Origin of the sequence: Streptomyces sp. NBC_00388, assembly GCF_036061255.1 — a bacterium.
GTDB lineage: Bacteria > Actinomycetota > Actinomycetes > Streptomycetales > Streptomycetaceae > Streptomyces.
The window spans coordinates 1306051-1323006 of record NZ_CP107948.1 but is presented as its reverse complement, the minus strand read 5'-3'; the positions used below and the strand labels follow the sequence as shown (position 1 = coordinate 1323006).

The window sequence follows — 16956 nt, the reverse complement described above, 5'->3', positions numbered from 1 at the left end:
GTCAGCCCGCGGCCGCCTTCCGTCTGGCGCGGTAGGCGGCGACATGCAGCCGGTTGCCGCAGGTGCGGCTGTCGCAGTACCGGCGGGAGCGGTTGCGTGAGAGATCCACGAAGGCGTGACCGCAGTCCGGCGCCTCGCAGCGGCGCAGGCGCTCCTGCTCGCCGGCGACCACGATGAAGGCGAGCGCCATGCCGCCGTCGGCCGCGAGGTGGTCGGCGACCGAGGCGCCGGGGGCGAAGTAGTGGACATGCCACTCGTAGCCGTCGTGGTCGGTGAGCTGCGGGGTCGTCCCCGCTGAGGCGACGAGCCGGTTGACGAGCGCTGCGGCGGCATGGGGGCCCGGGGCGGCGAACACCTCGGCGAACTGCCGGCGCACCCCGATGACGGCCCGCCGGTCGTCCTCGCCGAGCTGTCCCACGCCGCTCAGGTCGTGGTCCCGCACGAAGGCGTACAGCCCGTCGGTGCCGGCGAGCGGGTCGCTGTCCGTGCCCTCGGGTGTGGTGTTCACCAGGGCGACCACCACGTCGAGGGCGATCCGGGTGTCGTGGGGGATCAGCACGGTGCGCTCCCTGGCCTGCGACGGGCCGGCGCCCGCCGATGCTGGCCGACTCTAGCCGCTCCGGCTCCGGGCACACCGGGGCGCCGTCCCCGCGGTGGATTCCGCGGGGACGGCGCCCGGCTTCTGGCGTATGTCGTTGTCTGCGCGGTGCCGTCGCCCCGAGTCGGACGGCGCCGGGCCTCTCGCGGCCTGGCTCAGCTTTCGGCCAGAATGTGCGAGAGCTCGGTGTCGAGGTCGAAGTGACGGTGTTCCGTGCCGGGTGGCACGGCGGCGTCGGTCCGCTTGAGGAACGACTCCAGCGCCCTCGCAGGGGCTTCGAGCAGGGCTTCTCCTTCCGGGGAGCTCAGGGCGATGCAGACGACGCCCTGACCGTGACTGCGCGACGGCCAGACTCGGACGTCGCCGGTGCCGGTGGGCCTGTGCAGCCCCTCCGCGAGGAGGTCACGGGCGAAGACCCACTCGACGGTCTCCTCGGCTCCGGTGTGGAAGGTGGCATGCACGGCGTAAGGATCGGCCGTGTCATACCGCAGGCCCGCGGGTACAGGCAGGGATGACTCGCTCGACACAACGAGGCGCAGGTGCAGCTCGCAGCTGACCGTGGTGTTCATAAGCGCCAGGGCCTTTCGCTCAGTGTGCGCTCGGGGATTCGCACGTCGGCGAAATCGACATGCCACCTACGGTGCCGTTGTAAACCCCTCTGACCGATTTGTGGCTCTTGAGGTCGCCTGTATGGCCGAGTGTGGGTTTGGGTGATTACGGCAAACGGGTGACGCCCGGCAGGCCGGCTCCGGCTCTCCCCGGTCCAGTAGGTTGGACCGCATGAATGCGGAGAGTGACGGCCGGGGCGGGATCGCCGCAGCGGGCTCCGGGGAAGGCGTCGCGGCCGTGAGCGGCCCGGAGACGCCCCCGGACGGTGTGCACGGGTCCCGGGCCCCGGACTTCGTCAAGGGGTCCAGGGTGCTGCGCCTGAGCTGGCGGGCGGGTGTCTTCCTCGTGGGGCTCGCGGTGGTGGCCGCCGGAGTCGTCATGCTGCCGCTCCCCGGACCCGGCTGGCTGGTGATCTTCGGTGGCATGGCGGTGTGGGCGACCGAGTTCGTCTGGGCGCAGCTGGTGCTCCGCTGGACCAGGCGGAAGGTGGCGGAGGCGGCGCGGAAGGCGCTCGACCCCCGGGTCCGGCGCCGGAACCTGATCCTCCTGACCGCCGGGCTGGTGGTCGTCGCCGTACTGCTCGCGCTCTACCTCCGGCAGTTCGGGATCGTGCCGCCGTGGAAGATCCACGGGTGACTCGGGGGTGGTCCGGAACGGCCCGGTGCATGCGGTAATGTTTTCCCTGCGCCCGGGCGATTAGCTCAGTGGGAGAGCGCTTCGTTCACACCGAAGAGGTCACTGGTTCGAACCCAGTATCGCCCACCGTCCGGTTCCGATGGCCCGGAGACTTTCCAGTCTCCGGGCCATCGGCGTTCCCGTCGTGGCACCGGCCGGCGCGGACCGTCCGGGAACGGTTCGTCCGCCGCCGGTGCGCGCGCAGACGCGCGGGGCAAGATGTGCGCCGGACCCGGCGTGAGCGGCGGGTCCCGGCCGCGGCGGTGCCATCCGCAAGGGTTTGAACCAGGCCCTGCGGGACCTGTATGGTTCAGTCCGTTCCCGGGCGATTAGCTCAGTGGGAGAGCGCTTCGTTCACACCGAAGAGGTCACTGGTTCGAACCCAGTATCGCCCACCGGGAAAAGGCCGGTCCGTCACCGCGGACCGGCCTTTTGCGTGCCGGATGCGCGTCGTACGCTCAGGCCACCACGGAGAGTTCGGGCCGCAGCGGCCAGGACGGGTCCACCGTCTCGGGTGTGCCCTGACGGGTGAACCAGGCCTGCAGCCCGCGCGCCTGCGCCGCGTGCCACGTCGTCTGGAGCGTGTGCAGCTCACCCGGCGTCAGCCGTTCGAGCCGGCCGGCGAACCGGCGGCCTATCGCCCGTACCAGCTCAAGCGAGGCAAGCGCGTCCGCCGCCGCGTCATGGGCCCCGTCCAGCCGCACCTCGTACTGCGCGCAGAGATCGGTCAGGGTGCGGTGGCCCTTGCGGTAGCGGTCCAGGTGTTTGTCCAGGACACGCGGGTCCAGGACCCGCAGGGGCGACTCCCCGAGATAGTTGCCGAGCGACGAGGCCCGGTGGCGCCTCAACTCCCGGTCGAGCAGCGTCAGATCGAAAGGCGCGTTCATGACCACCAGGGGGCGCCCCGCCGCGCACTGCTCGGCCAGGGCCCTGGCTATCTCCGCGACGACGGGGGCCGGCCAGCGGCCGTTGCGCTGCAGATGGAGATCGGTCAGACCATGGATCTCGGTGGCACCCGCGGGGACCGGGATCCCCGGATTCACCAGCCAGCGGGTGATGCGCGGCCGTCCCCCCGCGGTGTCCTGCACGACCAGCGCTGCGGACACGATGCGGTCGTCCTCGACGTCCACGCCCGTCGTCTCGGTGTCAAAAGCGGCCAGGGGTCCTTCGAACCAGCACGGCATGTCCCAACTCCTCGCACTCACATGTCAGATGGCGTGCGACATCTGCCCGATTCGGTGATACCCGGCTGTTTGCGACATACGCCGACCGGAGACAACAGAGGTGACGGGCAAGGACATTGACGGCCCGCCGCCGGGAAATCCGCCGGCACGCGTCGGCACAGTCCGGAAGGCACACCACAGCCATGGCGCTCACGCAGCCCGAACGGGGCCCACTGGTGCCCGAGCGCCTGCTGCGCGGGTCGCTCGCCACCACCGCCTGTATGGAGACCTTTCAGGTGGGATATCTGCACGCGGTCGCGGCCGCGTCGGGATGTTCGCTGTCCCAGCCCTTCCCGGACAACGGCATCGACTGGCACGTGAGCCACGGAGCCCCCGACCACACCGTGGACGACGAGGTGACGATCAAGGTGCAGCTCAAGTGCACCTACCAGATCGCCCCGGACCCGCCGGGTACGGCCTTCTCCTTCACGCTCGACAACGCCCATCTGGTGAAGCTCGCCCGTACGCCGGTCTCGGTGCACAAGATCCTCGTCGTGATGCTGGTGCCGCGGACCCGGGACGACTGGCTGCGGGCCGGCCCGGACCGGCTCGACCTGCGGCACTGCTGTTACTGGACCAACCTGGCCGGCCACCCGGTGACCGGCAGGCACAGGACCACCGTGCGGATCCCGACCTCGCAGATATTCGACGACCGAGCACTCTGCGAGATCATGACCCGTGTCGGGGCCGGAGGGAGACCCTGATGCAGCACCGCCCGCTCGACGAACCCGTACGTCCCCACCCGGTGGACCCCCCGGGGGTCCGGGACGGCGGCGAGGGCCCCGATCCCGCCCGGGTCGACCCCGCGGTCCTCGGCGCGCTCCTGGGCCGGCACGGCTGGCTCCGCCGCGGTGCCGCGGCCGGCCGCTATGCCCGCTGGACGCCCCCCGGCCCCGCCGGCCGGGGTACGAGCGTGCTCGTGCCCGAGAGCCGCGCCTTCCCCGACAGCGAGGACCTGCTGGCCGAGGCGCTCACCGCCCTCACCCGCTGCGCCGCGCCGTCGGCCCGCGAGGTGCTGGTCGCGCTCGCCGTGCCCAGCGACGAGATCCGCTGGTCGCGGGGGACGGCAGACGGCCTCGCCGGGGTCGCCCCCTGGACGGTCCAGGAGCAACTGCGCTCCGCGGCACGCCAGATGCTCACTGCCGGCGCACTGGCGGCGGCCCGCAACGCCGGCTACCACGGGGCCCGCCACCGCAGGCAGGCGGACGCCGCGCTGGACGGGGTGCTGGCGGGCCCGGCCCCTGACGGGCACGGGCTCACCGCCTTCGTCCCGGTGGAGCAGGGCAGGGCCGCTGTGGTCCGGCTGCACCACGCGCTGCACGCCGCCAGGGAGGCGGTGGACTACCAGCGGGCGACCGGCGCGATGGACGCGTTCGACGCCGCCGTCCGCGCGGGGGTGAGCCGCGAGCTGACCGAGGCGGTCGTCGCGCTCGTACGGGGAACCGAAGGGGTGACGGTCGCACTGGCCTGGGCGCCGGCGGCCGGGGTGCCCGAGGGGTGCGCGGCCAGGCCCGAACCGGTCGGCTTCTCGCCCGGCGACCTGCCCGCGCTGCGGGCGGCCGGGGCACGCTATCTGCGCTCGGAGCCCTCGCTCCCGGTCCGGGTCACCGGCGCGGTGGTACGGATGCGCCGCTCGGCGCCGGGCGGCCCCGGCACGGTGCGGCTGCGGGTGCTGGCCGGGGCGGAGGTCCCGTACGTCCGGATGGTGCTCGACGAGGAGGCGTACCGCATCGCGGGCCACGCGCATCTGGTCGGACTGCCGGTCCGGGTGCACGGCAGGCTGGAGAGCCGCAGCGGATTCCGCAGGCTGACCGGGGCCGAGGGGGTGGCTCCCGTGCAGGTGGACGAGGCGGAGCGCGACCGGCTGATGAAGGCGCTCCAGGAGAACCTCGACTTCTTCGAGGAGGCCTGCGCGGGGGAGCGGACACCGGACGCGGAGGAGAGCACGGGCGGTGGCGGGGACGGAAGGCCGTAACCGTTTCGCAAACCACACCCCGGTCTCGGTACGATTCAGGCGCGCGGCGCTCCGCCTGCGCACCCCTGAGTCAGGAGAGACCGGTGTCAGACGTCCGTGTGGTCATCCAACGCGATTCCGAGCGGGAAGAGCGCGTGGTGACGACGGGTACTACGGCAGCCGAGCTCTTCCCCGGCGAGCGCACCGTCGTCGCGGCCCGGGTGGCCGGTGAGCTGAAGGACCTGGCCTGCCCGCTGGCCGACGGAGACGAGGTCGAGCCCGTCCTCATCTCCTCCGAGGACGGCCTCGACATCCTGCGCCACTCCACCGCGCACGTGATGGCGCAGGCGGTGCAGGAGCTCTTCCCCGACGCGAAGCTCGGTATCGGTCCGCCGGTCAAGGACGGCTTCTACTACGACTTCGATGTCGAGCGGCCGTTCACTCCCGAGGACCTCAAGGCCATCGAGAAGAAGATGCAGGAGATCCAGAAGCGCGGACAGCGCTTCTCGCGGCGTGTGGTGAGCGACGACGACGCCCGCGCCGAGCTGGCTTCGGAGCCGTACAAGCTGGAGCTCATCGGGATCAAGGGCTCCGCCTCCGCGGACGACGGGGCGGATGTCGAGGTGGGCGGCAGCGAGCTGACCATCTACGACAACCTCGACCCGAAGACCGGTGACCTCTGCTGGAAGGACCTCTGCCGCGGTCCGCACCTGCCCACCACCCGGTTCATCCCCGCCTTCAAGCTGATGCGGAACGCCGCCGCCTACTGGCGCGGCAGCGAGAAGAACCCGATGCTCCAGCGCATCTACGGCACCGCCTGGCCCACCAAGGACGAGCTCAAGGCACACCTGGAGTTCCTTGAGGAGGCCGCCAAGCGCGACCACCGCAAGCTCGGCAACGAGCTGGACCTCTTCTCCTTCCCGGACGAGATCGGCCCCGGCCTCGCGGTCTTCCACCCCAAGGGCGGCGTCATCCGCCGTGCCATGGAGGACTACTCGCGCAAGCGCCACGAGGAGGAGGGCTACGAGTTCGTCTACTCGCCGCACGCCACCAAGGGCAAGCTCTTCGAGAAGTCCGGCCACCTGGACTGGTACGCGGACGGCATGTACCCGCCCATGCAGCTCGACGACGGGGTGGACTACTACCTCAAGCCGATGAACTGCCCGATGCACAACCTGATCTTCGACGCACGCGGCCGGTCCTACCGTGAACTGCCCCTGCGGCTCTTCGAGTTCGGCACCGTGTACCGGTACGAGAAGTCGGGTGTCGTGCACGGGCTGACCCGCTCGCGCGGCTTCACCCAGGACGACGCGCACATCTACTGCACCAAGGAGCAGATGGCCGAGGAGCTGGACAGGACGCTCACCTTCGTCCTGAACCTGCTGCGCGACTACGGCCTGACCGACTTCTACCTGGAGCTGTCCACCAAGGACCCGGAGAAGTTCGTCGGCGCGGACGAGGCCTGGGAAGAGGCCACCGAGACGCTCCGCCAGGTCGCGGAGAAGCAGGGACTGCCGCTGGTCCCGGACCCGGGCGGCGCCGCGTTCTACGGGCCGAAGATCTCCGTCCAGTGCAAGGACGCCATCGGGCGCACCTGGCAGATGTCGACCGTCCAGCTCGACTTCAACCTGCCGGAGCGCTTCGACCTGGAGTACACCGGCCCGGACGGCTCCAAGCAGCGCCCCGTCATGATCCACCGCGCCCTGTTCGGTTCCATCGAGCGCTTCTTCGCGGTGCTCCTGGAGCACTACGCGGGTGCGTTCCCGGTCTGGCTCGCGCCCGTCCAGGCGGTCGGGATCCCGATCGGTGACGCACACATCCCGTACCTCCAGGAGTTCGCCGCCACGGCGCGCAAGCAGGGGCTGCGGGTCGAGGTGGACGCCTCGTCGGACCGTATGCAGAAGAAGATCCGCAACCAGCAGCGCGCCAAGGTGCCCTTCATGATCATCGCGGGGGACGAGGACATGGCCAACGGCGCCGTCTCCTTCCGGTACCGCGACGGCTCCCAGGAGAACGGCATCCCGGTGGCGGACGCCATCGCCAAGATCGCGCAGGCCGTCGCGGACCGCGTACAGGTCTGACCGCTCGCGGTACGGCCCGGCGACGGGGGGAAGCCCCCGGACGGGATCCTGCGGGGGAGCCCCCGGACAGGGTCTAACTGTCCGGGGGCTTCTCCTCGTCGTCACGCCGGAAGGTCTGGAGCAGCCACGACGAGAAGGACCCGGTCACGGCGCCGAGCAGGGCGATCCCGCACGCCATCATGGCCACCGCGATCACCCTCCCCAGCGGCGTCACGGGGGTCACATCGCCGTAGCCGACCGTCGAGAGCGTCGCGGCGGCCCACCACACGGCGTCGCCGAAGGTACGGATGGTGGCGCCCGGGGCGGACCGCTCACAGCTGTAGACGGCGAGCGACCCGGCGAAGGCGAGCAGTACGGCCGAGAGCCCCGCGTAGGCGATCACCCGGGCCTGAAGATTCAGCCGGGGCTGCTCCCTCTTCTGCTGGACCGCGTTGTAGAGCGGCACGATCCGCAGCAGCCGCAGCAGCGGCAGGATCATCGCGAGCGTGTCCATCCGGTGCCGGTGCGGGAAGCGCAGCCGCTCGCCGCTGAGGACGAGCCGCACCGCGTAGTCCAGTACGAACACCAGCCAGACCGCCAGGGCCACGGCGAGTGCGGTGTCCCGCAGCAGGGGGTCGGCGCCCCGGGCGAGCACCCGGACCGCATAACAGGCGAGGAAGAGCAGTGCGGCCGCGAAGAGCGGGATCTCCGTGCGCTCCTCCCAGCGGCGCAGCCGCTCGCCGGGAATCAGGACGTCCATCGGCCCAGCATCGCCGGGACCGCCGCTGCCCGCGCCCCGGCGACACGTCGCGAACGGGGGAAGTCATATGCTGCACAGCATGACGAGTGAGCCGGAGCAGCAGAACGGAGTGGGGACGCCGGACGCGTTCCAGCGCCTGTGGACCCCCCACCGGATGGCGTACATCCAGGGGGAGAACAAGCCGAGCGGGCCGGGCTCGGGAGACGACTGTCCGTTCTGCTCGATCCCGTCGAAGTCCGACGAGGACGGTCTTGTCGTCGCACGCGGCGAGCATGTCTACGCGGTGCTCAACCTCTACCCGTACAACGGCGGTCACCTCATGGTCGTGCCGTTCCGCCATGTCGCCGACTACACGGAGCTGGACGCGGCCGAGACGGCCGAGCTGGGCGAGCTGACCAAGCGGGCGATGACGGCGCTGCGTACGGCGTCCGGCGCGCACGGATTCAACATCGGCATGAACCAGGGCGCCTCCGCGGGGGCGGGCATCGCCGCGCACCTGCACCAGCACGTGGTGCCGCGCTGGGGCGGTGACACCAACTTCATGCCGGTCGTCGGGCACACCAAGGTGCTTCCGCAGCTGCTCGCGGACACCCGCGGGATGCTCGCCCGGGCCTGGCCGGTGTGAGCTCCGGCCGTACCGGTACGCAGGCGTAGCCCGGACACGGCAGGTGCGGGGCCCGGCGGACCGCCGGGCCCCGCACCTGCCGGGCGTCAGGCGTCGTAGACGTCCGCCTTGCGCGGTGTCGGGTCCTGCACCAGCCCGCTGAGGACCATCGAGCGGTTGGTGAAGGAGTCGGTGTTCACGCCGTGCTCGTCCAGCACGCGCACCGCGGCCGCGTGCACGGCACGCAGCACCGGAGTCGCCGCGCGCATCGCGTCGTCCGCCATGAAGCGGTGCCGCCACGGCTTGTCGGCCCAGGCGTGCCGCATCCCGAACGGCTCGGGCAGCGTGATCTTCCCGCCGCAGAAGTCGAGTACGGGCGGGAACCAGGTCAGCGGGGCCCGCGCGGCCAGTCGCACCACCTCAGGTGTCTCCACCAGCGGCAGGTTCACGTCCCGTGTCTCCCAGAACCTGACTGCCTTGCTGACCTGCTTGGTCTTGGCAGCGGGCTTGGTGGTGAAGAGCGGGTGGACCGGGCCGAGCGCATGACCGGTGACCTCGATCCGCAGCGTCTCGTGGAGCACCGTCACAGTGATCATCATGGTGATCACCAGCTGCCCGTCCCAGAGGGTGAACTGCACGCCCAGGTAGTGGCGGTTGCCGCTGCCGAACTGCTGCTCGTTGCAGATCCGCTGTATCTCGTGGCCCTTGATCTGGAAGGCCTCCACGTCCTCTCCGTCGGGACGGCTCACCTCGCCCGCGTTCTCGCCGACGGGCGCCACGATCCAGTGCTTGACGGACGGGGTGGGGAAGCCGCCGGTGTGCAGCGGACCGCGCTCCAGCATCCGCAGCCGGTCGTGGATGGCCCGGATGACGTCCCAGCTGCGGAAGCCGTGGATCTCCGTGCCGGCCTCGCGGGGGACCAGCTCCTCGGCGAGCTGCCAGCTGCCCCAGCGGGTGCCCATGCCGAGTATTCCCTTGGGGCCCGCGTAGAAGACCGAGTTGGACTGCTGCTCGGCGGTCAGCCTGGCCAGGGCCTGGCGCAGCTGTTCGGCGGCGGTCTCGGTCGGGTTGCGCGGTACGGCCTCGGGGATCTTCGGTCCGATGCCGCCGCCGGAGAGCAGGCCCTCCCAGCGGGACCGCAGGTCCACGGCGGTCCGCTCGCAGATCCGCTTGGCCCACACCCAGCCGATGACGGGGGCGACCAGCATGACGCGCAGGTACATGGCGCCGATCCCGCCGAACGGCAGCTTGACGAGGAAGAGCACCACGAGCCCGCCGACGGCCACCAGCAGTGCGGTGCCCAGAGCCCCCGCGCTGCGGTTCTGCGCGCCGGCCAGGGTGCGCCGCAGCTGGAAGACGGCGAGCCAGATCAGCATCCCGGGCAGGAAGAGGAGTCCGAAGAGGGCCATCACGATGGTCAGCCGGGTGTCGCGTTCCTTGCGGATACGGGTCGCGGCCAGGCAGTGCTCCACGACGGTCTGCGGCTCGGTCCCGAAGGACTGGATGAGCGCGGCCCGGCCGCCGCCGAGCATCCGCACCTGGACCGCACGGGAGAAGGACTCGCCCAGATTCGGCTCGAAGAGCGAGAACTTGCCCTTCTTCACCACGGTCTTGTGCCACTCGCTGTTGGCTTTGAGTATCTCCTCGACCGAACTGTCCCGGTAGGCAGCCGACGCGAGGGCATGGGTCGCGGCGGTCTGGCCCGCTGCTCCCTGGAGCGGGACCTGTGCCCCGGGAATGAAATCGAATCCGTCGTTCGCCACCGCTGCCCCCATCGCCGCACCCAACCGCTGCTGCGGCTGTTCCCAACTACCGCGCCCCGCACACCTGCTGTGCGGGACCCGGGCCGCCCTTGCGCCTTCCGTCCGGATCGTGACGTCAGCGTATCCGCGGCGCTCCCCGCGCGTCACGGGGCGACCGAATGCTGTCCGGCGCGCGGGGGCGCGCGGCCGGATACCACTGCGGCCGACGGGCGTTGGCCACCGGTGGTACGCGCCGGTGTGCGCCCCTGCCGGCCGCCGGACACCGCGGGCGTGGCGCGGGGGCCGTCGCCGCCGGGGACCGGGTCGCGCGGCCCGGTCCGCGCGCAGGTCTGCCGGCTGCTCCTGGGTGTGCCCGGACCGTCGCCCAGGAGGCCCGGCGGGTGCTTCGCGGGCGCTTCCCGAGTGATGTGGGGCATCGCACGGTGAGGAACGAGGCGCGGACCCCGGGCCGGACCCCGGGCCGGAGTGCGTGGCGCCGGGGGCGCCGGGCTTCCCACCAGGCCCGCGGCGCGTCCCCCGGCAGGGCCGCAGGGCCCGCCCCGCGGCCGTTCCGCCACCCGCCGGGACAGGGCCCGGCGGTGGAGGCCCGCGGTCCTGGCTACGATGGGCCCGCCGGGTGGCCAATGGGGCCGCGCGGCTCACCGACCCCCCGGGAAGGCCATGCTGAACAAGTACGCGCGTGCATTCTTTACGCGTGTCCTCACGCCGTTCGCCTCGTTCCTGCTCCGGATCGGGGTCAGCCCCGACGCGGTGACGCTGATCGGTACGGCCGGGGTGATGGCGGGTGCGCTGGTCTTCTTCCCCAGGGGAGATTTCTTCTGGGGCACGATCGTCATCACCGTCTTCGTCTTCTCCGACCTCGTCGACGGCAACATGGCGCGCCAGGCCGGGATCTCCAGCCGCTGGGGTGCCTTCCTCGACTCGACCCTCGACCGGGTCGCGGACGGGGCGATCTTCTCCGGCTTCGCCCTCTGGTACGCGGGCACCGGCGACAACAACCTGATGTGCGCGGTCGCCCTCTTCTGCCTCGCGAGCGGCCAGGTGGTCTCCTACACCAAGGCCCGCGGCGAGTCGATCGGGCTTCCGGTCGCGGTGAACGGGCTGATCGAGCGGGCCGAGCGGCTCGTCATCTCGCTGGTCGCCGCAGGCCTCGCCGGGCTGCACACCTTCGGGGTGCCCGGCATCCAGATCCTGCTGCCGATCGCCCTGTGGATCGTGGCGGTGGGCAGCCTGATCACCCTGGTGCAGCGGGTCGTCACCGTACGCAGGGAGTCCGCGGAGGCGGACGCCGCGGCCGCCGGAGCCTCCGCGCACGGCGGCGAGGCGGTATGAGGGAGCGGCTGACGGACGCCCTGTACGGACTCGGCTGGGGCGCGGTCAAGAAGCTGCCAGAACCGGTCGCGACCGGGCTCGGCCGCCGCATCGCGGACACGGTCTGGAAGCGGCGCGGCAAGAGTGTGCTGCGACTGGAGTCCAACCTGGCCCGGGTCGTGCCCGGCGCGGGCCCCGCACGGCTCGCCGAGCTGTCCAAGGCCGGAATGCGCTCGTACATGCGGTACTGGATGGAGTCCTTCCGGCTGCCCGCGTGGAGCGCCGACCGGGTCCGCAACGGCTTCGACGTCGACGACGTCCACCATCTCAAGGACGGTCTTGCCGCCGGTAAGGGCGTCGTGCTCGCCCTGCCCCACATGGGCAACTACGACCTCGCGGGCGCCTGGGTCACCACGGAGCTGGGGGTGCCGTTCACCACGGTCGCCGAGCGGCTCAAGCCCGAGACGCTCTACGACCGGTTCGTCGCCTACCGCCAGGGCCTGGGCATGGAGGTCCTGCCGCACACCGGCGGCTCCGCCTTCGGCACGCTGGCCAGGCGGCTGCGGGACGGCGGCCTCGTCTGCCTGGTCGCCGACCGGGACCTCTCCGCCTCGGGCGTCGAGGTCGAGTTCTTCGGTGAGCCGACCCGGATGCCCGCGGGCCCCGCGCTGCTCGCCCAGCAGACCGGAGCGCTGCTGCTGCCCGTGACGCTCTGGTACGACGGCTCGCCGGTCATGCGCGGCCGTGTCCATCCGCCCGTCGGCGTACCCGCTTCGGGTACCCGCACCGAGAAGACGTCGGTGATGGCGCAGGCGCTCGCCGACGCCTTCGCCACCGGGATCGCCGAGCACCCCGAGGACTGGCACATGCTCCAGCGCCTCTGGCTCGCCGACCTGGAGCCCCGTCAGGAGCCCTCGTGAAGATCGGCATCGTCTGTCCGTACTCCTGGGACGTCCCGGGCGGGGTGCAGTTCCACATCAGGGACCTCGCCGAGCACCTGAACGGCCTCGGCCACCAGGTGTCGGTACTGGCCCCGTCCGACGACGAGACACCGCTGCCGCCGTACGTGGTCTCCGCGGGCCGGGCCGTCCCCGTCCCGTACAACGGCTCGGTCGCCCGGCTGAACTTCGGGTTCCTGTCTGCGGCCCGGGTCCGGCGCTGGCTGCACGACGGCACCTTCGACGTGATCCACATCCATGAGCCCACCTCACCCTCGCTGGGGCTGCTCACCTGCTGGGCCGCGCAGGGGCCGATCGTGGCGACCTTCCACACCTCCAACCCGCGCTCCCGCGCGATGATCGCCGCCTACCCGATCCTGCAGCCCGCGCTGGAGAAGATCTCGGCCCGGATCGCGGTCAGCGAGTACGCGCGCAGGACCCTCGTCGAGCACCTGGGCGGCGACGCGGTCGTCATCCCCAACGGCGTCGACGTCGCCTTCTTCGAACGCGCCGAACCCCGGCCCGAGTGGCAGGGGGGCACCATCGGCTTCATCGGGCGGATCGACGAGCCGCGCAAGGGGCTGCCCGTGCTGATGCGGGCACTGCCGAAGATCCTCGCCGAGTGCCCGGAGGCCCGGCTGCTGGTGGCCGGGCGGGGCGACGAGAAGGAAGCGGTCGCGTCACTGCCCAAGGAGATGCGGCAGCGGGTCGAGTTCCTCGGCATGGTCAGCGACGAGGACAAGGCACGGCTGCTGCGCAGCGTCGATGTCTACGTCGCGCCGAACACCGGCGGTGAGAGCTTCGGGATCATCCTCGTCGAGGCGATGTCGGCCGGTGCGCCGGTGCTGGCGAGCGACCTCGACGCGTTCGCCCAGGTCCTGGACCAGGGCGAGGCCGGCGAACTCTTCGCCAACGAGGACGCGGACGCGCTGGCCGGGGCTGCCGTGCGGCTGCTCGGCGACAGCGAGCGCCGGGAGGGGCTGCGCCTGAGGGGCAGCGCGCATGTGCGCCGCTTCGACTGGTCCACCGTGGGCGCGGACATCCTGGCGGTGTACGAGACGGTGACGGACGGGGCCGCATCGGTCGACACCGACGAACGGGTCAGCCTGCGCGCCCGGTTCGGCCTGGCCAGGGACTGACTCGTCGGCCGGGCCGGGCGCCTGACGGGCCGTCCGGTCCGGGGGCGGTCCTGCGCCGCGGGCCACGCACCGGCCGGAGCGGACGTCCGGGCCTGGCGGCCCGGTAGCCTTTCGGCCCGTGACCGTATCCCTGATCATCTGGATCGTCCTCGCGTTCGTCGCGGTCGGTCTGTACCTGAGCTGGACCGCGGGGAGGCTCGACCGGCTGCACGCCCGGATCGACGCCGCCCGCGCCGCCCTCGACGCCCAGCTGCTGCGCCGCGCGTCGGTCGCCCAGGAGCTGGCCACGTCCGGCGTCCTGGACCCTGCGGCCTCGATCGTGCTCTACGAGGCGGCCCACGCGGCGCGGCAGTCCGAGGAGGAGCACCGCGAGGTGGCCGAGAGCGAGCTCAGCCAGGCGCTGCGGGCGGTGTTCGGCGAGACGGCGCAGGTAGGGGCCGTACGGTCGGCGCCCGGCGGTGAGGAGGCGGCCGACGAGCTGGCGGCGGCCGTACGGCGGGTACCGATGGCCCGGCGCTTCCACAACGACGCGGTACGGGCCGCCCGCGCCCTGCGCACGCACCGCAAGGTCCGCTGGTTCCGGCTGGCGGGGCACGCGCCGTTCCCGCTGGCGTTCGAGATGGACGACGAGCCGCCCGTGGCGCTCGCCGACCGGCCGGGTACCTAGCCCGCAGGGTGCCGCCCGGCCTGCGGACGGAGGGCGCGGCCTGCGGACACCCCGCGCATTTGGATCATGCCGGGCGGTCCGGCCCGGGGCAGAACGATCCACCGGCTGTTCATTGGCCCTTGCGGTGGACTGGTCGGCCGGGGTTATGTCGGTCGGGCAAGAACCCTCTTCCCCGAGCGAGGTAGCCCGTGTCCAGCAGTACGCACTCCACCACTTCCCCCGCCGCCGAGACCCCGGCCACCGGCACCGCGCGCGTCAAGCGGGGCATGGCCGAGCAGCTCAAGGGCGGCGTGATCATGGATGTGGTCGACGCCGCGCAGGCGAAGATCGCCGAGGACGCCGGCGCGGTCGCCGTCATGGCGCTGGAGCGGGTCCCCGCCGACATCCGCAAGGACGGCGGCGTGGCCCGGATGTCCGACCCGAACATGATCGAAGAGATCATCGCGGCCGTCTCCATCCCGGTCATGGCCAAGTCGCGCATCGGCCACTTCGTCGAGGCCCAGGTGCTGCAGTCGCTCGGCGTCGACTACATCGACGAGTCCGAGGTGCTGACCCCGGCCGACGAGGTCAACCACAGCGACAAGTTCGCCTTCACGACGCCGTTCGTCTGCGGCGCGACCAACCTGGGCGAGGCCCTGCGCCGCATCGCCGAGGGCGCGGCCATGATCCGTTCCAAGGGCGAGGCCGGGACCGGCAACGTCGTCGAGGCGGTCCGCCACCTGCGCCAGATCAAGAACGAGATCGCCCGCCTGCGCGGCTTCGACAACAACGAGCTGTACGCGGCGGCCAAGGATCTGCGCGCCCCGTACGAGCTGGTCAAGGAGGTCGCCGGGCTCGGCAGGCTGCCCGTCGTGCTCTTCTCGGCAGGCGGTGTCGCCACCCCCGCCGACGCGGCGCTGATGCGTCAGCTCGGCGCCGAGGGCGTCTTCGTCGGCTCCGGCATCTTCAAGTCCGGCGACCCGGCCAAGCGCGCCGCGGCCATCGTCAGGGCCACGACCTTCTTCGACGACCCGAAGGTCATCGCCGATGCCTCCCGCAACCTGGGCGAGGCCATGGTCGGGATCAACTGCGACACCCTCCCCGAGGCCGAGCGTTACGCGAACCGGGGCTGGTGATGGGCACTCCCGTCATCGGTGTCCTCGCTCTTCAGGGCGATGTACGGGAGCACCTGTCCGCGCTGGCCGCGGCGGGCGTCCAGGGTGCTCCCGTCCGGCGCCCCGAGGAGCTCGACACGGTCGACGGACTCGTGCTCCCGGGCGGCGAGTCCACCACCATGTCCAAGCTGGCCACGCTGTTCGGCATGGCGGACCCGCTGCGTGAGCGCATCAGGTCCGGGCTTCCGGTGTACGGGACGTGTGCCGGGATGATCATGCTCGCCGACAAGATCCTCGACCCCCGGTCGGGCCAGGAGACCTTCGGCGGCGTCGAGATGATCGTCCGGCGCAACGCCTTCGGACGCCAGAACGAGTCCTTCGAGGCGGCCGTCGACATCCCCGGGATCCCCGGCGGCCCCGTCGAGGGCGTCTTCATCCGGGCCCCCTGGGTCGAGTCGGTGGGCGCCGGGGTCCAGATCCTCGCGGAGCACGGCGGTCACATCGTCGCCGTGCGCCAGGGCAATGTCCTGGCGACGTCCTTCCACCCGGAGCTGACCGGGGACCACCGGGTGCACCGGTACTTCGCGGACATGGTGCGCGACGCCGGGTGACCGCAGCCCGGTAGGATCTCTGGCGTTCGTCCAGGAAATGGTTACGCGAAGGAGACAGGCAGATGTCCGGCCACTCTAAATGGGCTACGACGAAGCACAAGAAGGCCGTGGTTGACGCCAAGCGCGGCAAGCTCTTCGCGAAGATGATCAAGAACATCGAGGTCGCTGCCCGCACGGGCGGCGCCGACGTGTCCGGCAACCCGACCCTCTTCGACGCCATCCAGAAGGCCAAGAAGAGCTCGGTGCCGAACAAGAACATCGACTCCGCGGTCAAGCGCGGAGCCGGTCTCGAAGCCGGTGGCGCCGACTACGAGACGATCATGTACGAGGGCTACGGGCCGAACGGTGTCGCGGTGCTCATCGAGTGCCTCACCGACAACCGCAACCGGGCCGCATCCGACGTGCGCGTCGCGATGACCCGCAACGGCGGCAACATGGCCGACCCGGGCTCCGTGTCGTACCTGTTCAACCGCAAGGGCGTCGTGGTGGTGCCCAAGGCCGGGCTCACCGAGGACGACGTCCTGGGAGCGGTGCTCGACGCGGGCGCCGAGGAGGTCAACGACCTGGGCGAGTCCTTCGAGGTGCTCTCCGAGGCCACCGACATGGTCGCCGTCCGCACCGCGCTCCAGGGCGCCGGCATCGACTACGACTCGGCCGAGGCCAACTTCATGCCGACCATGCAGGTCGAGCTGGACGAAGAGGGCGCGCGCAAGATCTTCAAGCTGATCGACGCGCTGGAGGACAGCGACGACGTGCAGAACGTCTTCGCCAACTTCGACGTCTCGGACGAGGTCATGGAGAAGATCGACGACTGACGGGCGCTCAGCGCCACGCGTACGCGGGTACGGACGGGCCGGAGGGGACACACCCCCGCCGGCCCGTCCGCGTTGTCGGTGGTACCCGATAGCCTGCGACAACGCAGGAACACATGGTCGAACGGGCCCGGGTGC

The 16956-nt window shown here is 71.3% G+C and carries 17 protein-coding genes and 2 tRNA genes; 14 read left to right on the top strand and 5 right to left on the bottom strand.

What is annotated here, in order from left to right:
- Position 1: 1 nt before the first annotated feature.
- Positions 2–559, bottom strand: a complete 558-nt coding sequence (locus tag OG917_RS06015) for a CGNR zinc finger domain-containing protein (RefSeq protein ID WP_328316487.1) — start codon at positions 557–559, stop codon at positions 2–4.
- Positions 560–753: 194 nt separating this feature from the next.
- The gene (locus tag OG917_RS06010) at positions 754–1167 is read right to left on the bottom strand and encodes an SsgA family sporulation/cell division regulator (RefSeq protein ID WP_003959770.1); all 414 of its coding nucleotides are present in this window, start codon (positions 1165–1167) and stop codon (positions 754–756) included.
- Positions 1168–1378: 211 nt separating this feature from the next.
- Between OG917_RS06010 and OG917_RS06005 the strand changes: the two genes are divergently transcribed.
- The 3 genes from OG917_RS06005 to OG917_RS05995 all read left to right on the top strand — a co-directional run bounded on the left by OG917_RS06005 (position 1379) and on the right by OG917_RS05995 (position 2277).
- Entirely contained in the window at positions 1379–1843 is a 465-nt protein-coding gene (locus OG917_RS06005; RefSeq protein ID WP_328316486.1) for a TIGR02611 family protein, read from the top strand.
- A 54-nt stretch (positions 1844–1897) separates the two neighbouring features.
- A tRNA-Val gene (locus tag OG917_RS06000) sits at positions 1898–1969 on the top strand.
- Positions 1970–2205: 236 nt separating this feature from the next.
- Positions 2206–2277 (top strand) — tRNA-Val (locus OG917_RS05995).
- 63 nt (positions 2278–2340) lie between these two features.
- Here OG917_RS05995 and OG917_RS05990 read toward each other — a convergent pair.
- On the bottom strand, positions 2341–3066 hold the full coding sequence (locus tag OG917_RS05990) for a 3'-5' exonuclease (protein WP_328316485.1): 726 nt from the start codon (positions 3064–3066) through the stop codon (positions 2341–2343).
- A 182-nt stretch (positions 3067–3248) separates the two neighbouring features.
- On the opposite strand from OG917_RS05990, the gene OG917_RS05985 reads away from it, so the two are divergent.
- The 3 genes from OG917_RS05985 to thrS all read left to right on the top strand — a co-directional run bounded on the left by OG917_RS05985 (position 3249) and on the right by thrS (position 7140).
- On the top strand, positions 3249–3809 hold the full coding sequence (locus tag OG917_RS05985; RefSeq protein WP_328316484.1) for a DUF4365 domain-containing protein: 561 nt from the start codon (positions 3249–3251) through the stop codon (positions 3807–3809).
- Complete coding sequence (locus tag OG917_RS05980; RefSeq protein ID WP_328316483.1) at positions 3809–5080, top strand: hypothetical protein; 1272 nt, start codon at positions 3809–3811, stop codon at positions 5078–5080. Before OG917_RS05985 ends, OG917_RS05980 begins: the two co-directional genes overlap by 1 nt.
- 83 nt (positions 5081–5163) lie before the next feature.
- Positions 5164–7140, top strand: coding sequence for a threonine--tRNA ligase (gene thrS / locus OG917_RS05975; protein ID WP_328316482.1), 1977 nt, complete (start codon positions 5164–5166; stop codon positions 7138–7140).
- Between the two features lie 73 nt (positions 7141–7213).
- Here thrS and OG917_RS05970 read toward each other — a convergent pair whose 3' ends face one another.
- Complete coding sequence (locus OG917_RS05970; protein ID WP_328316481.1) at positions 7214–7879, bottom strand: potassium channel family protein; 666 nt, start codon at positions 7877–7879, stop codon at positions 7214–7216.
- Positions 7880–7946: 67 nt separating this feature from the next.
- Here OG917_RS05970 and OG917_RS05965 point away from each other — a divergent pair, with 67 nt between their 5' ends.
- Positions 7947–8504 (top strand): HIT family protein, encoded by a 558-nt coding sequence (locus OG917_RS05965; protein ID WP_328316480.1) that lies wholly within the window; start codon positions 7947–7949, stop codon positions 8502–8504.
- Positions 8505–8590: 86 nt separating this feature from the next.
- Here the strand turns inward: OG917_RS05965 and OG917_RS05960 are convergent, their stop codons facing one another.
- Positions 8591–10258 carry a hypothetical protein gene (locus tag OG917_RS05960; protein WP_328316479.1) on the bottom strand — a complete coding sequence of 556 codons (1668 nt, stop codon included), beginning with the start codon at positions 10256–10258 and terminating at the stop codon, positions 8591–8593.
- Positions 10259–10906: 648 nt separating this feature from the next.
- Between OG917_RS05960 and pgsA the strand changes: the two genes are divergently transcribed.
- From pgsA to OG917_RS05925, 7 genes are all read left to right on the top strand, one after another.
- Positions 10907–11578: a phosphatidylinositol phosphate synthase gene (gene pgsA / locus OG917_RS05955; protein WP_328316478.1), complete on the top strand. Its 672-nt coding sequence runs from the start codon at positions 10907–10909 to the stop codon at positions 11576–11578.
- Positions 11575–12477 (top strand): phosphatidylinositol mannoside acyltransferase, encoded by a 903-nt coding sequence (locus OG917_RS05950; RefSeq protein WP_328316477.1) that lies wholly within the window; start codon positions 11575–11577, stop codon positions 12475–12477. Before pgsA ends, OG917_RS05950 begins: the two co-directional genes overlap by 4 nt.
- Positions 12474–13634 carry a glycosyltransferase family 4 protein gene (locus tag OG917_RS05945; protein WP_328316476.1) on the top strand — a complete coding sequence of 387 codons (1161 nt, stop codon included), beginning with the start codon at positions 12474–12476 and terminating at the stop codon, positions 13632–13634. Before OG917_RS05950 ends, OG917_RS05945 begins: the two co-directional genes overlap by 4 nt.
- Positions 13635–13752: 118 nt before the next feature.
- Positions 13753–14301, top strand: a complete 549-nt coding sequence (locus tag OG917_RS05940) for a hypothetical protein (protein WP_164265394.1) — start codon at positions 13753–13755, stop codon at positions 14299–14301.
- A gap of 188 nt (positions 14302–14489) precedes the next feature.
- Positions 14490–15416: a pyridoxal 5'-phosphate synthase lyase subunit PdxS gene (gene pdxS / locus OG917_RS05935; RefSeq protein ID WP_328316475.1), complete on the top strand. Its 927-nt coding sequence runs from the start codon at positions 14490–14492 to the stop codon at positions 15414–15416.
- Entirely contained in the window at positions 15416–16006 is a 591-nt protein-coding gene (pdxT, locus tag OG917_RS05930; protein ID WP_328316474.1) for a pyridoxal 5'-phosphate synthase glutaminase subunit PdxT, read from the top strand. Before pdxS ends, pdxT begins: the two co-directional genes overlap by 1 nt.
- Positions 16007–16068: 62 nt before the next feature.
- A complete protein-coding gene (locus tag OG917_RS05925) occupies positions 16069–16821 on the top strand; it encodes a YebC/PmpR family DNA-binding transcriptional regulator (RefSeq protein WP_328316473.1) in 753 nt (250 codons plus the stop codon).
- Positions 16822–16956 lie beyond the last annotated feature (135 nt).